Annotated in this window: 14 protein-coding genes and 1 pseudogene; 10 read left to right on the top strand and 5 right to left on the bottom strand. The window is 47.6% G+C overall.

The genetic code is table 11. The features are described from left to right. The first annotated feature begins 6 nt into the window (after positions 1-6). From NYE24_RS14955 to NYE24_RS14940, 4 genes and pseudogenes are all read left to right on the top strand, one after another. A complete protein-coding gene (locus NYE24_RS14955) occupies positions 7-1284 on the top strand; it encodes an ABC transporter permease (protein ID WP_342479011.1) in 1278 nt (425 codons plus the stop codon). Continuing rightward, the gene (locus NYE24_RS14950; RefSeq protein ID WP_076161071.1) at positions 1247-2392 is read left to right on the top strand and encodes an ABC transporter permease; all 1146 of its coding nucleotides are present in this window, start codon (positions 1247-1249) and stop codon (positions 2390-2392) included. Before NYE24_RS14955 ends, NYE24_RS14950 begins: the two co-directional genes overlap by 38 nt. 35 nt (positions 2393-2427) lie before the next feature. Further along, on the top strand, positions 2428-2607 hold the full coding sequence (locus tag NYE24_RS14945; protein WP_036700500.1) for a hypothetical protein: 180 nt from the start codon (positions 2428-2430) through the stop codon (positions 2605-2607). Positions 2608-2612: 5 nt separating this feature from the next. After that, a pseudogene (locus NYE24_RS14940) lies at positions 2613-2726 on the top strand (ABC transporter ATP-binding protein); the annotation flags it as partial. Here NYE24_RS14940 and NYE24_RS14935 read toward each other — a convergent pair. Together NYE24_RS14935 and NYE24_RS14930 are read right to left on the bottom strand one after the other, a co-directional pair. Further along, positions 2717-3967 (bottom strand): MFS transporter, encoded by a 1251-nt coding sequence (locus NYE24_RS14935; RefSeq protein ID WP_342479010.1) that lies wholly within the window; start codon positions 3965-3967, stop codon positions 2717-2719. The pseudogene NYE24_RS14940 and the gene NYE24_RS14935 overlap by 10 nt on opposite strands. After that, positions 3964-4641: an FCD domain-containing protein gene (locus tag NYE24_RS14930; RefSeq protein ID WP_036700411.1), complete on the bottom strand. Its 678-nt coding sequence runs from the start codon at positions 4639-4641 to the stop codon at positions 3964-3966. The genes NYE24_RS14935 and NYE24_RS14930 overlap by 4 nt, the downstream gene beginning before the upstream one ends. A gap of 209 nt (positions 4642-4850) precedes the next feature. Between NYE24_RS14930 and NYE24_RS14925 the strand changes: the two genes are divergently transcribed. After that, entirely contained in the window at positions 4851-5366 is a 516-nt protein-coding gene (locus tag NYE24_RS14925) for a MarR family transcriptional regulator (RefSeq protein ID WP_036700409.1), read from the top strand. Further along, positions 5347-5613 carry a hypothetical protein gene (locus NYE24_RS14920; RefSeq protein WP_235218556.1) on the top strand — a complete coding sequence of 89 codons (267 nt, stop codon included), beginning with the start codon at positions 5347-5349 and terminating at the stop codon, positions 5611-5613. The genes NYE24_RS14925 and NYE24_RS14920 overlap by 20 nt, the downstream gene beginning before the upstream one ends. An 80-nt stretch (positions 5614-5693) precedes the next feature. Here the strand turns inward: NYE24_RS14920 and NYE24_RS14915 are convergent, their stop codons facing one another. Further along, positions 5694-6263: a TetR/AcrR family transcriptional regulator C-terminal domain-containing protein gene (locus NYE24_RS14915; RefSeq protein WP_342479009.1), complete on the bottom strand. Its 570-nt coding sequence runs from the start codon at positions 6261-6263 to the stop codon at positions 5694-5696. Positions 6264-6427: 164 nt separating this feature from the next. Here NYE24_RS14915 and NYE24_RS14910 point away from each other — a divergent pair, with 164 nt between their 5' ends. Continuing rightward, positions 6428-7387 (top strand): carotenoid biosynthesis protein, encoded by a 960-nt coding sequence (locus tag NYE24_RS14910; protein WP_342479008.1) that lies wholly within the window; start codon positions 6428-6430, stop codon positions 7385-7387. Between the two features lie 67 nt (positions 7388-7454). On the opposite strand, the gene NYE24_RS14905 is transcribed toward NYE24_RS14910, so the two are convergent. Then, positions 7455-8375: an aldo/keto reductase gene (locus NYE24_RS14905; protein WP_076161078.1), complete on the bottom strand. Its 921-nt coding sequence runs from the start codon at positions 8373-8375 to the stop codon at positions 7455-7457. A gap of 154 nt (positions 8376-8529) precedes the next feature. Here NYE24_RS14905 and NYE24_RS14900 point away from each other — a divergent pair, with 154 nt between their 5' ends. Both NYE24_RS14900 and NYE24_RS14895 read left to right on the top strand, forming a co-directional pair. Beyond that, complete coding sequence (locus tag NYE24_RS14900; protein ID WP_083678133.1) at positions 8530-8925, top strand: MerR family transcriptional regulator; 396 nt, start codon at positions 8530-8532, stop codon at positions 8923-8925. A 108-nt stretch (positions 8926-9033) separates the two neighbouring features. Then, a complete protein-coding gene (locus NYE24_RS14895; RefSeq protein ID WP_342479007.1) occupies positions 9034-12099 on the top strand; it encodes a glycoside hydrolase family 2 TIM barrel-domain containing protein in 3066 nt (1021 codons plus the stop codon). 49 nt (positions 12100-12148) lie between these two features. On the opposite strand, the gene NYE24_RS14890 is transcribed toward NYE24_RS14895, so the two are convergent. Then, positions 12149-13030, bottom strand: a complete 882-nt coding sequence (locus tag NYE24_RS14890) for a helix-turn-helix domain-containing protein (RefSeq protein ID WP_342479006.1) — start codon at positions 13028-13030, stop codon at positions 12149-12151. Positions 13031-13474: 444 nt separating this feature from the next. Between NYE24_RS14890 and NYE24_RS14885 the strand changes: the two genes are divergently transcribed. Continuing rightward, on the top strand, positions 13475-14470 hold the full coding sequence (locus NYE24_RS14885) for an ABC transporter permease subunit (RefSeq protein ID WP_036700430.1): 996 nt from the start codon (positions 13475-13477) through the stop codon (positions 14468-14470). Positions 14471-14485: the final 15 nt, after the last annotated feature.

The raw sequence follows: 14485 nt of genomic DNA, 5'->3' as shown, positions 1-14485 counted from the left end.
GATCAAATGAAAAAGCTATTGCGTTTATTCCTGTTGGATCTGCGGCTGCTGACTAAGAATAAAACATTTTATCTCAAGCTTATTCTGTTTCCATCGATCCTGATACTCATCCTGGGAACTGTATTTAGTGATTCGAGTTCCCAAATTAAAGCCTTTCATGTAGCCTTTTATAATGCTGACAAGGGGGCTTCCGTTGACAATCAGACCATAACTTTAGGCAATGTCTTAAGAGATACGTTATTGAAACAAGAAGATCTGAAGCGAATCGTAAATTTACAAGAAACAGCCAGTTATGCGGAAGGGAAGCAGTTACTCCAAGACGGTAAAGCGGCAGTATTAGTATATGTACCAGAAACCTTCACGAAGGCTGCTATCCATAATGAAAAGGCAAATCTCGTACTAATGGGTGATCATGACAAGCCTTTGGAAAAAGAGATTGTTTCTGCAATTCTGGACCGGTTCAATGCGAGTATCAGAACCACGGATGTTGAACAAAGAACGATTCTTCAAGCCATATCCAGTAAAGGCAATATTCCTAAAGAGCACATACAAAAGGCTCTCAGTCAGATCGGAGGCAGCCCGGGGCTCAGTCTAAAGATACCCGTGACCCCGACTAATGATAAAGCTGTTCCCATAGATGCTATGCAGTATTACTCCATTGCCATGGTAGTTATGTTCTCTATAATGACGGCCTTTGTACTGGTTCACAGTATTGTGGATGAGAAACAAAGTCATACGCTATTTAGAATCAAATCCACACCCACATTGAATATACAGTATGTGCTTGGTAAGCTGTTTGGAATTATTTTATCGGTTGTTATCCAAATGACCATTGTCATCATTATTAGCCGGTTAGTATTCCAGATGAAATGGGGGAATCCGCTTGTTCTTCTTGTGATAACTGTTGTTTATGCTTTTGCCATCGGCAGCATCATTCTGTTATGGGGATTTACTGCGAAAGACCATGTGACAGTTTCCAGTCTAGCTTCGCCGGTGCTTTATATTTTTAGTTTCTTGGGTGGGAGTTTTATCACCAAAAGCGGGTTACCGGATAGTCTGCGTGTTATTCAGACGATCATCCCTAATGGTAAAGCGATTAATTCCTATCTAAAAGTATGCCAAGGGGTGGGCCTCAGAGGTATTTATATCGATTTGCTTGAGCTTCTGGGCATAGGGCTGATATTTGTGTTCTTTAACATTATGGTATACAGCGGAAAAGGGTGGAATCAACGTGCAATTTATAGTCATGGTAAAAAACCAGCTGAAACTGATGTTGCGAAATAGAATTGCAATATTTGCAACCATCGCAGTTCCTTTAATCCTGACCTTCTTGTTTTCCTTCTCTCAAGGAAGCGGCCAGGTTAGCTTATACGTAGCTGATGCAGATCAAAGCTTATACTCCAATCAGCTCATGGATATGATTCAACAGCACCAGGTTAAGATTGTACATTCCGATGAAACGACGATAAAAAAAAAGGTGGATGATCAGGACATTCCTTTTGGATTGGTCATCCATCAGGGGTTTGACACCCGTCTGTCTTCAGGGAAGGAACTGCCTATGTATTTCGTTCAAAACTATGAGAACGGGGATGGCATGATTCTGGAGGAGATCATAACAGGTGAAGTAAGTACCCTCCAGAAGGTCATTCACGATACCCAGATGGTTTCTAAGGAACTGAATATAGAGGATTCGGGAATGAATACTAGTATATTTGCGGAGCTTCATAAGGCCTCTAATCTGACGGTTGATGATCAAACAATAAGCAGTGGTGAGAAGACTCATGATAAGGCTACGGCCAGATTAATCGGGTTTCTGGTTATGTTCATCTGGTTTGTTGTTGTTCAGGGATTAAGAACCTTGATTGATGAAAAAGAGAATAATACGCTGAGCAGGCTGTTAAGCACTCCAGTAAATTATAAGAAATATTTGCTGGCAAAAATGATGTCAACCTATCTGTTTGGGGCGGTTCATATCTTCGTTATTCTGGCGGCTGGCAAGTATTTGCTTAAGATTAGTATTGCAGACCATGCACTTGCAGTTGGAGTTCTGTTCGCTGCTTATTTATTTGCCCTGACCAGTGTGACGATGATTGTTATCCCGTTTATGAAGAATCAGAAACAGTTTACCTCTTCGGCTTCTATTCTCATAGCTGTAACCGGAATGCTTGGCGGCTCCTTCTTTTCAATGGAAATGGCCCCTCAATTCATGCGGACTCTTTCGAAGCTCACTCCAGAGTCCTGGGCAATCGAATCCTTATCAGATGTCATTTTTGGCCATCAGACAGTGACTTCAGAGTGGGTTCCGTTGGTTGTATTTGCAGTGATCGGGGCTGTTGGATTGGCAGCGGGGTTCTTGTTAACGGGTAGAGAGCTTAAGGCTATGAGGAGCTAATAGCAATTCAAAAACTAATTCAGGAAGTGATTAAGATGGGCACAATGGAATTAATCGGGATCGTGGAGCTCATAATCGGAATTCTAATTAACGTATTTATTGGGACATTAGGCCAGGCGATATTTAGAAAAGACGACAGGACCTCAAGAGTTATTTTGCGAGTCATCGGGGTCTTCCTTATCATCAATGGCGTTTCAAGAGCTTTTCATGTCTAAGAAATTATTAGGTAGAAATTCTCGATCGACTCACGGAACTGAATCATAAGCGTGGAGCGACTATTATTATGGTCTTGCATGATATCATCCTGGCAGCGAGATATGGTAATTATCTCTTTGTCTTCGCCGAACCCACAAATTGATTTCTCGCTGCACCTAGACCAATGATACCGAGTAGGGCAGAAGCGCCAACCAAGATCAGGAGTGGAGCATTCCAACTATGAGTGGCATCATGCAGGTATCCAATCAGCGCCGGGCCGGTGGCTGCCAGCAGATATCCGATGGATTGGGCCATGCCGGATAATTCCGCCGCCTGATGGGCACTTTGAGTGCGCAAGCCGAAAAACATCATAGACAAGCCAAAGGCAAAGCCCGCTCCAATGCCAAGAATAATCACCCACAACAGAAGCAGTTGGATACTGCTATAGAGAAGCCCAAGTGTCCCGATCAAAAGTAGGATTGTTGTAATAACCACTAAGGACCGCTGGTTAGCCATACGCCCTGCCATAACTGGAACGATAAATGCAAAGGGGAGGGAAGCCATAATCATAACCGAGAGAAACCAGCCGGATTGACTTGAACTGATGCCTTGCTCTTTTAGGATTTCAGGCAGCCAGGCTACCAGCACATAGAAAACGGCTGATTGTATTCCCATAAACAGAGTCACCTGCCAAGCTAATGGGGAGCGCCATATTTTAACCTGATGGTTGTTACCTGTGCTGTTACTAATAATGGCGGGTTTCGTTGGAGTCTTGAGCAGCGGTATCCAAAAGAGAATGGAGATGAAGCTAAGTATTCCCCATACTCCCAGGGCACCTTGCCAGTTCATGCCTGCTCCTACAGCTAAGGGAATACTAATACCGGAAGCAATTGCCCCGCATAGATTCATGGAAACCGAATAAACGCCTGTCATAATCCCCATTTGCTGCGGAAATTCCCGTTTAATCAGGCTGGGAAGTAATACATTACATATAGTAATAGCAAATCCCAGAATTGCAGTTCCAACATATAAAGTCGCTGCTCCGGATAACGACCGGACAGCAATACCGATGACTAAAAAAATAAGAGAAATCAGGATAATTCGTTCTATACCATATTTATGTCCTAATTTGGGTACAAAAGGTGATAACAAGGCAAATGCAATTAGTGGTACTGTGGTAATCAGGCCTGCTAATGTATTTGAAATATTCACGTTGTCCCGAATAAGGCTGACCAAGGGTCCCACTGATGTGAGGGGGGCACGCAAATTCGCTGCGATAAAAATAATTCCTATAATCATGAACCAGACAGTCGCTTGCTTGCGTATGCCGGTTCTGGATATTCCATCCTGTTTGTTAAACAATTGTTCTGGTGAACTCATATGTGTTCCTCCTGTGTACGGGTCTTTTCAATGTATGAACGGACAGCCTCTTCCGCTTGATGACCATCCTGATTGGCAATAGCTTGATAGAGCAGGGCATGAGAGTCAAGATAAAAATCCACATTTTTCAAATCCTTCATTTCTATAATCATGTTCTGCAGCGCCTCGGAAATATGATTGTACAAATTCGCCATCAATTGGTTGTGTGAAGCGGCTATCACCATTTTGTGAAACTCCACATCCCAGTGGGCATAAGCTTCAAGATCTTGCTGGACGGCAGCTTGTCTGCACTGGTCCAGGCATGTCCGTAGTGCAGCCAGGTCTTCCTCGCCTCTCCTGAGCGCAGCCAGGGCAGCAGCTTCTCTTTCCAGTGCATAGCGGACCTCCAGGCTCTCTAGCTTATCCGTATGCTGAATCACTTTTCTAATCACTGACCCCAAAACACTGGAGGAGCAGACATAAGTTCCATCGCCTTGCCTGGTCTTGAGCAAACCTGCATAGGTTAGAGCCCGAATCGCTTCCCTTAAGGTATTACGGCTGACTTGAAGCTGCTCCATTAGCTCCGGCTCTGGAGGAATACGCGTCCCTACTTGCCATTCGCTGCTTTCGATCTTCTCTTGGATCTGGTAGGCCACCTGTTCCACCAAGGTTAAACGTTGAGTCTGAGCTAACAATAATATCATTCCTTTGCAAACGTAGGATGTTTGGTACTTTGGTTGAATTATAGCAGATAGTATTCGGCTTGAAAAGATGAAAATGATATTGATTCTCAATATCAGTCGTGTTAATATAATTTTGTTCAGTGGTGAACAAAAAGAAAAGCAATGGATTGCTGCCTCTGACCATGGTCTGCATGAAGTACAAGAGAGGAGAGAACCGGCAAGTGGAATTTCAAAATCATTCTAAAGGTCACCTTTATGAGCAATATATCAGAATGCTGCATTTGAATGAATTATATACAGAACATGAAATTAATCTGTTTCGTGAGCAAGCCAAAAAGCTTCAGATCGATATGCTGTCCAATAATATTACCAGTGTGCATGTTATTGATTGCATTGGTGATCATGAGCCGATCAATCATACCGGAATTACCAAAAGAATGAATCTGTCCAAAGCAAGCATTACAAGTATTAGTTCCAAGCTGTTGGAAACAGGCTTCATTATGAAAAATCAACTAAATAACAACCGGAAGGAGATTTATTTTAGCTTAACGGATAAGGGAAGACAGGTTTATCAACTGCACCAAAAGATGCATCAAGCGAAAGAAGACAGCTTTTACCAGTTTATTGAATCTTATTCAGAAGCTGAGATACAGACGATTGGGAAATTCATGAGTGATTTGTTGGCGCGCGCCGAAGAATACTCCGAGGGGAAGTTTAATGGAAATGAAGATATTTAATTCGAACCGGAAGGAAGCATCAGGTAATGAAGAAAAAAACTCGGGTCTCTCAGAATTAGAGCAAATTGCCCGCGAGAAAAAGAAAATCCAATTTTACCTCAATATGATGTTAGGACTCAGCGCAAGCTGTGCTGTGATGATACCTGTAGAGCCGATTTATATGACTTTAAAGGAGCTTTCCGCTCAAGAGACCGCACTTATACAAAAGGTAAAGGAGCAATCAGAGCAATCAGAGCAATCGGAATGAGTAATGAATAAGGAATGAAATGATTGGAAAAAGAGCAGAGAAGCGGCCTTCAAAAAGAGGGACCGCTTTATTTTATTAAATTATAATTCTTCGGAATAAAATGCTTTGGATACTGCCTCGGTTGCTTTATCAATAAAAGCTGCAACCTTACCCGGGCTTTCCTTCAGACCACTGCTCACCCACTTTTTAATAATGGCGATACTGCCATGAGCGGTAAACGTATACCAGGACTCAAATAATTGCGGATCGAAATATTTCAATTCCTGCTTCCAGCGCTCAATGGTTAAATCGTGGCTGATATAAAGGACTCTTTCCAATAATTCTTTATCGCCATTTTCGGAGAACAGAACCTCACATATCGTTTTATTCGCTTTTATATACTTACATAATTCATAAGACAGCTTTTGAGGGCTTGCAGAACTCATCCCGAGTTGCTTAATTTCTTCGTAAAGATCATTTTCGATCGTAGAAAGAAGCTCGAACTGATTCGCATAGTGTGAATAAAAGGTGTTGCGGTTAATATTTGCTTCGCTGCAAATGTCGGTCACTGTAACTTTATTGATTGACCGTTCTGTCATCAGCTTCAACAGGCTTTCTTTAATAACCATTTTTGTATATCTCACCCGGTGATCTGTTTTTTTGTCTGCCATCGTAACCTCCTAATTTAAAATAATAAAATGGTTAATGAACAAATCTAATATGATTTGTATGGTAACTAACATAATCCAAACGAACAGCCTGTTGTTTAACTAACATGGTGACATTATAATTTATTTAAACGTTCGATTCAAATTAAATTAATTGGAGGAAGAAAATGGGTAGTATAACTGTAGTGCCTGTATGGGTTATTCAAGACATTCTTGTCTTAATTGCTGCTGTCCTAATGGTGTTCTATATCCTTGATAAGGAAACACATCCCAAAACGGTTTTACTGCAATTTATAGGTTTTGTGTTCTTTTACGCCGCTGTTTTTGAAATTACGGCTTCATCGCTTGGGGAAGGGTTCTACGCCTATGGGCGCAGTATTTTAATGTTATTTAACATACCAATTACTGTCCCTATTATTGAGTTTCTGATCATCTATTCCACTTTGCGTGTTCTAAAGTCTGTAAATATACCGTCCTGGACGAAACCGTTTATTACGGGATTAAGTGCGATGGTGTTTGACTTTTCACTCGACCCGGTGGCCGTTAAACAGATTTTTGAGACCATGGATGGAACCATTGCAAGATGGAGTTATTATCCGCTGGCCGGTGAACCTCAAATCTATGGGGAACCGGTGATGAATTTTACAGGATGGATTTATATCGCGGGATATTGGACAGTCTTTATCCTGATCGGTGAATGGTGGCATAAAAAGAAAGGCTACAGTAAAACCGTGGGTTACATCTATCCGTTTCTGGCGGCCCTTGCGTCATTGGCTTGTATGTTCTCACCTTTATCTAACTTCTTTAACTATATGGGGCCGTTCTTCGAAAGAACCTCTAATATGCAATGGGTTAATTTGATTGTACTTTCTGTCATTACAATTGGAGTTTTAGCATTAGCTTTCCTAAAGTTCTGGGACCGGAAGGCTAATTATTCAATCACTCCCAAAAAAGATTTTCCGATCATGTTCACTTTCTTAGGATTCCCCTTGGTTAATACGATATTTTGCCTTATAGGTGGGTACACAGAAGTCTTGTGGCTGGTCGTTCTGGCTCAGATCGTATTGATGTTAGCCTGGATCGGAATTTCCAGGATGGGTAAAAAAGCAAGCCCAATCGCGAAATAGTTAAAAAAACACCGCCAGGCTTTAGACTCTTTCGTCTAAAGGTGGCGGTGTTTTGCGGCTATCTTCGTTAAGGCAGCACATTCCCGGCTGCGCGGTAAATCTCGTACCATTCCTCACGGCTGAGGGTGATGCTTGAGGCCTTGGCGATGTCGAGCAGGCGTGCGGTGTTGGTGGTGCCGACAATCGGCTGCATTTTGGCCGGATGTCTGAGCAGCCAAGCGATGGCGATCGCGGTGTCGGCTACTCCGTTGTCCGCGGCGATACGGTTAATGACTTCGTTCACCTTAGGGAACTTCTCGTTGCCGAGGAATACGCCCTCGAAGAAGCCGTATTGGAACGGCGACCATGGCTGGATGGTCATATCATGCAGGCGGCTGTATTCCAGGATTCCACCATCATGGACTACGGAACCGGCATTGGTCATATTGACATTGAAGCCGGAATCTATCATGCCGGTAACCATGATGCTGAGCTGAAGCTGGTTGAACAGGAGGGGCTGCTTGACGTTCTTTTTCAGCAGCTCAATCTGTAGCGGGTTCTGGTTGCTGACGCCAAAATGCTTGACGAGCCCTCTGCGCTCCAGATCATCGAAGGCTTCGGCCACTTCCTCCGGCTCCATCAGGGTGTCGGGACGGTGAAGGAGAAGGACATCTACATAATCGGTCTGCAGCCGTTTCAGGCTGTTCTCTACTGAACTCACAATATGTTCTTTGGAGAAGTCGAAGAAGCCGTTACGGATGCCGCATTTGGCCTGAATCATCAGCCGGTCGCGCATGCCGGGATTTGCAGCCAGTACGTTACCGAATACTTCCTCCGCTTTACCTCCAGCATAAATATCCGCATGGTCAAAGAAGTCTATGCCCACCTCAAGGGCGCTGTGGATATGGACTTCAGCCTCTTTGGGAGACAAATCAGCGATCCGCATACAGCCGAGTGAAATCTCGGAAACCTCAAGTGTACCGTTAGCTACATTAATTCTTTTTACCATTAATCATTCACTCCTTAAATGAAGGTATAGTGTTAGCTTAGACCTTAGAGTTAGGTGTAAGTCAATAGAATCATAGAGTGGCTGTTCATAGAAACGGATTGGTGTTACCTTTACATATAGGTGAAGCCAGCCATGGTTGGCAGAAAGGAGCTGCATGATGGGATACAGCATCAAAACCATAGCACAAAAAAGCGGACTGAGCCAATATACGCTGCGTTACTACGAACGGGAGGGTGTATTGCCGGTTGTGGCAAGGGATGTGAACGGTAATCGTTGCTTCAATGATGAGGATCTGGAGCTAATCTCGCTAATCTGCTGCCTGAAGGATACCGGAATGGCTATAGCGGATATTAAGCAATTCATCGCGCTCTCGCAGGAAGGCAGAGAAGCCTTGCCCGACCAGCGTAGACTGCTGCAGGAGCATAAACAGCATATCGATGAGAAGATCAAGTTCTTTCAGAGCTTTGCCCGGAAGATTGACCATAAGATTGCTTATTTTGCATCATTGGAGAATGAAGCGAAAGCCTCTGGAAATCATAAAACCACCTGAAAAGTAAGTTATCTGCACCGAAGTTGTGATCCGCTTCTTGGAGCCGGGGCAAACTTTGGGTAGAATAAGGAACAGATTCACTTCAAGAAGATGAAGGAGGACACTATAATGTCAGGCAATGAACCAAATCTGGATTGGCTAAGTGATGTATCTGTATTTAAGGTGAACCGATTGGAAGCGCATTCGGATCACCGCTATTATAAAACGATGGAGGAAGCGGAGAGACAAGCCCCCATGGCGCTGCGCCACTCTCTGAACGGAGACTGGAAATTCAGTTATGCGGTGAATGTGGCAGCCCGTGTGCAGGATTTCTATAAGACGGAATATGATACGAGCGGCTGGGGGGACATCCAGGTGCCGGGTCATATCCAGCTTCAGGGGTACGGCAGGCCGCAATATGCGAATACGATGTATCCGTGGGATGGTCTGGATGCTGTAAGGCCGCCGGAGATTCCGGTGAGCAGTAATACGGTGGGCAGCTATGTGAAGTTTTTTGAGGTTCCGGCGACTATGGAGCAGGGGCCGGTCTTTATTTCTTTTCAGGGCGTGGAGGCGGCTTGTTATGTCTGGTTGAACGGGCACTTCGTCGGCTACAGTGAAGACAGCTTCACCCCTGCGGAATTCGATTTGACACCTTATCTGCAGGAAGGAGCTAACAAGCTCGCGGTTGAGGTCTATCAGCGCTGTACGGGGAGCTGGCTGGAGGATCAGGATTTCTGGCGGTTCTCGGGGATTTTTCGTGAGGTGTATTTGTATACGGTTCCTGAGCTGCACGTACAGGATTTGCGGATTCAGGCGGGGCTGGATGCTTCCTATGAGAAAGGTAAGCTAACGGCTGAACTTCGCATGGCAACTGAGGCTGAGGCTGTGATTCGGGTGGAGCTGAAGGATGCGGCAGGTGCTGTGGTAGCGGAAGCAGAAGGACGGGCTGTGGCGGGCAAGGCGGATCTAAGCGTGGAGGCAGGCAAGGTGTTCCCGTGGAGCGCCGAGAATCCGTACCTGTATAACGTCTGTATCTCTGTATATAACAGCCAAGGGGAACTGGTGGAGGCAATTGTGCAGCGGGCGGGCTTCCGCACCTTCGAGCTGAAGGACAAGCTGATGCTGCTGAACGGCAAACGGATCATGTTCAAAGGTGTCAACCGCCACGAGTTCAACCCCCGCACAGGCCGGAACATCTCCAGGGAAGATATGATTAAGGATATCATCATCCTGAAGCAGAACAATATCAACGCGGTGCGGACCTCGCATTATCCGAATCAGACGCTCTGGTATGAGCTGTGTGATGAATACGGGGTCTATGTGATTGATGAGATGAATCTGGAATCCCATGGCTCGTGGCAGAAGATGGGCGCCGTTGAGCCGTCCTGGAACATCCCCGGGGATAAGCCGGAGTGGGAGGGGATTGTCATGGACCGGGCGGTATCGATGCTGGAGCGCGATAAAAATCATCCGTCGATCCTGATCTGGTCCTGCGGCAATGAATCGTATGCGGGCGAGGTGATTCTGAAGGTGTCCCATTACTTCCGCAAGTCTGATCCGGGACGGCTGGTGCATTATGAAGGAGTCTTCCATAACCGCAAATATAATGACAGCAGTGATATGGAGAGCCGGATGTATGCCAAGCCCGCCGATATTGTAGAATACCTGGAGAATCAGCCGGATAAGCCGTATATCAGCTGTGAGTACATGCATGCTATGGGTAATTCGGTAGGGGGACTCCATAAATATATCGAGCTGGAGAGCCGTTATCCGCTGTATCAGGGCGGCTTCATCTGGGATTACATCGATCAGGCGCTGGTAGCCAAGAACCGTTACGGTGAAGAGTATCTGGCATATGGCGGGGATTTCGATGACCGGCCAACGGACTACAGCTTCTGCGGCAACGGGATTGTCTTCGCTGACCGGACGATCACGCCGAAGATGCAAGAGGTGAAGTTCCTCTACCAGAACATCCGGCTGGTTCCTGAACGGGACGCGGTGACGGTGATCAACGGCAATCTGTTCGAAGGGACGGAGCGGCTGTTGCTGGAGTTCCGGTTATTGAGAGAGGGACGGGAGATCTTCAAGGGGCAGAAGGAGATCCATGTGGCTGCGCAGGAGGAGGCGCGGATTGCGCTGGAACTGCCGGATGTGTCAGCAGCTCCTGGGGAGTATACTCTGGCTGTAGGTCTGGTGCTGAAGGAGGCCGAGCTATGGGCGGAGCGGGGGTTCGAGACCGCTTATGGAGAGCATGTCTTCCGCGTAGAAGCGGCCGGAATAACAGCAGGCGGGGAAGCGGCGCTCTTGCCTGCGGCAGCGGAGTTCGGCGTCATTGAAGGGGATGTGAACATTGGGGTGAGCGGCCGGGGCTTTACGGCGTTATTCTCCAAACAGGCAGGTTCCCTGGTGTCGCTCTGCTATGGGGGGCGTGAGATGATTGCGACTCCGCCGGTTCCGCTGTTCTGGCGGGCAACGACCGACAATGATAAGGGGACTGCGCTGGGGTACCATGCCGGCGGCTGGTTCGCGGCAAGTCTAGCCCGCCAGTGTACGGCGGTCAGCCTGCACACCGAAGCAGACCGGGCTACGGTCAGCTTCGACTATGCCTTCAGCATCAGCAGTGAGCTGAAGACCAGGATTGAATACACGGTCCATGCCGACGGAAGCGTCCGTGTCCGTATGGTCTATGACGGGGCAGACGGCTTACCGGATGTACCGGTGGTGGCAGTATCCTTCCGGATGTCGGCAGACTACGAGGCCTCCGAGTGGTATGCCCGCGGACCGGAAGAGAACTACAGTGACCGCGCATATGGAGCGCGGCTCATCCGCTTCCGGCGTAAGGTGACGGAGCTGCCGTCACCGTATCTGGTGCCGCAGGAATCCGGCAACCGGACGGGTGTCCGTGAGGTGAGCATCACGGACAGCCGGGGGTATGGGCTGCAGGTTCAGGCGGCTGCAGGCCAGCCTCTGGAATGTACGCTGTCACCGTATACAGCGTTCGAGCTGGAGCAGGCAGCACATGCTTATGAGCTGCCTCAGGTGCACTATACGGTTGTCACCCTCGCGGCAGAGCAGATGGGTGTGGGCGGGGATGACAGCTGGGGAGCGCCGGTGCATCCGGAATACCGGATCGCAGCGGGTCAGCAGCTGGAATTCGAATTCACGCTGACGGCGGCATTGCCGGAGGCGTAAGAATCATAGAGAAACAGGCCATCAGCGCAAGCTTCGCTGATGGCCTGTTTCATGAGAAGCGCTGCCGGAATTCGCGCGGCGACAATCCCTCCAGCTTCATGAAGCTGGAGCTGAAGTAGGAGGATTGGTTGAAGCCCACCTCTTCGGCAATCCGGGCGATCGGGAAGCTGGTCTGCATCAGCAGCAGCTTGCTCTGTCCGATCCGGTAGCGGAGCAGATATTCCATGGGTGAACAGCTATATACCTTGTTCATGCATCGGGCAATATATACCGGATGGAAGTTGAGGCTGTCTCCCAGCATGGCGGTTGTAATCTCTTCACGGTAGTGGGTGCGGAGATAGGAGGCGGCCTGCTCGGCACATAGGGTGGTCTGGGAGCTGCGGTGCTCCGGATTCACAGAAGCGGCCAGCTGCTGCAGGAGGTCCTGGAAGAGGAGCTGCTGCCGGAAGCGGACGGCTTCGAGGTGGGCGGTGGCCTGCAATTGCGTGAGCTGCTCCAATACCTCGTAAGCTCTGTCCGGCAGAAGCAAGTTAACAAACTGGGATAACGCCAGATTGAAGGAGCTGATATCGAATAGAGATGCGGGAAGCTCTCCTGCAGTCTCGTTCGGGTTGCCGGGACCGGATCCTGTTATGGATGAGGCAGACCGGTCATGGAAGGTCTGAAAGTGGAGCCAGTGGTAGGCCGTCTCCTCCTTGCAGCCTTCGGTTCCAAAGTGGTGGCAGTCGGGGCGCAGGATCAAGGCATCGCCTGCCTTCACGGTGAACCGCTGCTCCTCCTCGCCGATATACAGGCATCCCTGCTGGACAATGAGCAAATCAAATACCTTGATCTGCTGGCGGCTCCGGTGCTGATAGCCGGGCTGGCAGTGATTGAGGCCGCTGGCTATATAATGCGGCAGGGGAGGGATGCGGAACAGAAGCGGGTTCATGGGCTGGCCTCCTGAAGAAAAGTTTGGATATTGAAAGTTTAGGTTGGAGAATTAGTACATTTTCCAGAGTATATCACCTATAATTTATTACAGGCAAGTTTAAATCGTAAGGCTACGGATAGGTCCTGCGCGACCATCCGAATTCCCCCGGATTCTTCTCCTTAAGGAGTATTCCGGGGGCTTATTTGCGTTGAACTTGCGATTACTTCACAAATGTATGATAAGTGCACAGTGCGGTTAGCCGTAATGTACAGGAATATCCCGAAGCTTCACTGTTCAGCCGCAGGAGGCTCCTTCTATACTCAGGTCATACAAGTCATACACTTGGACTTAACGAAGCTATAGGGGCCATCAAGGACGGAGGCTTCGGACCAAGTGACGCGGCAACTTATCTATAGGCATAGGAGAGTGAAGGCTTTGAGACACCGCAAACGCAAGACCGGTATGCCGCTTGTCGCCCAGTTTCCCCTGAAGGGAACAAGCGGGCTGTCCCCGCAGCTTGACTCCGGTACCCGGAAGAAAAAGAAGAAGGGCTTCGTGCATGAGCTGGTCCATAACCGGATTCTGTTCCTGATGCTGCTGCCTACGCTGTTATTCTTTCTAATTAACTCGTATTTTCCGATGGTGGGGGTCTATTATGCGTTCACACAGTTCGACTTCAATTCCGGGCTGTTCGACGCTCCCTTCGTGGGGTTGAAGAACTTTGAATTTCTCTGGAAGTCCGGCACGCTGGTGAAGCTTACGCTCAATACGATCGGCTACAATCTGGCATTTATTTTACTCGGGAATGTGCTGGCGATTATCTGTGCTATTCTGCTTAGCGAGCTGCGGGTGAAATGGTTCAAGAAGCTGACCCAATCGGTCATGTTCCTGCCGTACTTCGTATCGTTCGTTATCTTAAGCGTTATCGTCTACAATGTGTTCAATTATGATAACGGTTTCTTGAATACGCTGCTGACGCAATTCGGGGCGAATCCTGTGGATGTCTATAATAATCCGGTCATCTGGATTTTCCTGATCATTCTCTTTTATCTCTGGAAAAATCTCGGCTACAGCATGGTCATTTACCTGGCCTCCATCACGGGTATCAGCGAGGAATATTATGAAGCGGCCAAAATTGACGGTGCCCACATTTTCCAGCGGATCTGGTATATCACGGTGCCGATGCTGAAATCGACCTTCGTCATGCTGCTGCTGTTCTCGCTGGGGAGTATTATGAAGGGGCAGTTTGACCTCTTTTACCAGCTGATTGGAAATAACGGGGTGCTGTACAATACAACGGATATTCTGGATACGTACGTGTTCCGCTCGCTCAAGGTGACCTTCGATGTCGGGATGGCAACGGCGGCCGGCCTGTATCAATCGTTGTTCGGCTTCATCCTGATTATGACGGTCAACTATATCATCCGTAAAATAAATGACGATTACGCCTTGTTCTAGGTTGTGCGGAACCTG

Source organism: Paenibacillus sp. FSL H7-0350, assembly GCF_038593195.1.
Classification (GTDB): domain Bacteria; phylum Bacillota; class Bacilli; order Paenibacillales; family Paenibacillaceae; genus Paenibacillus_AQ.
The sequence above is the reverse complement of the archived record's forward strand: the minus strand, read 5'-3'. Positions and strand labels throughout refer to the sequence as shown.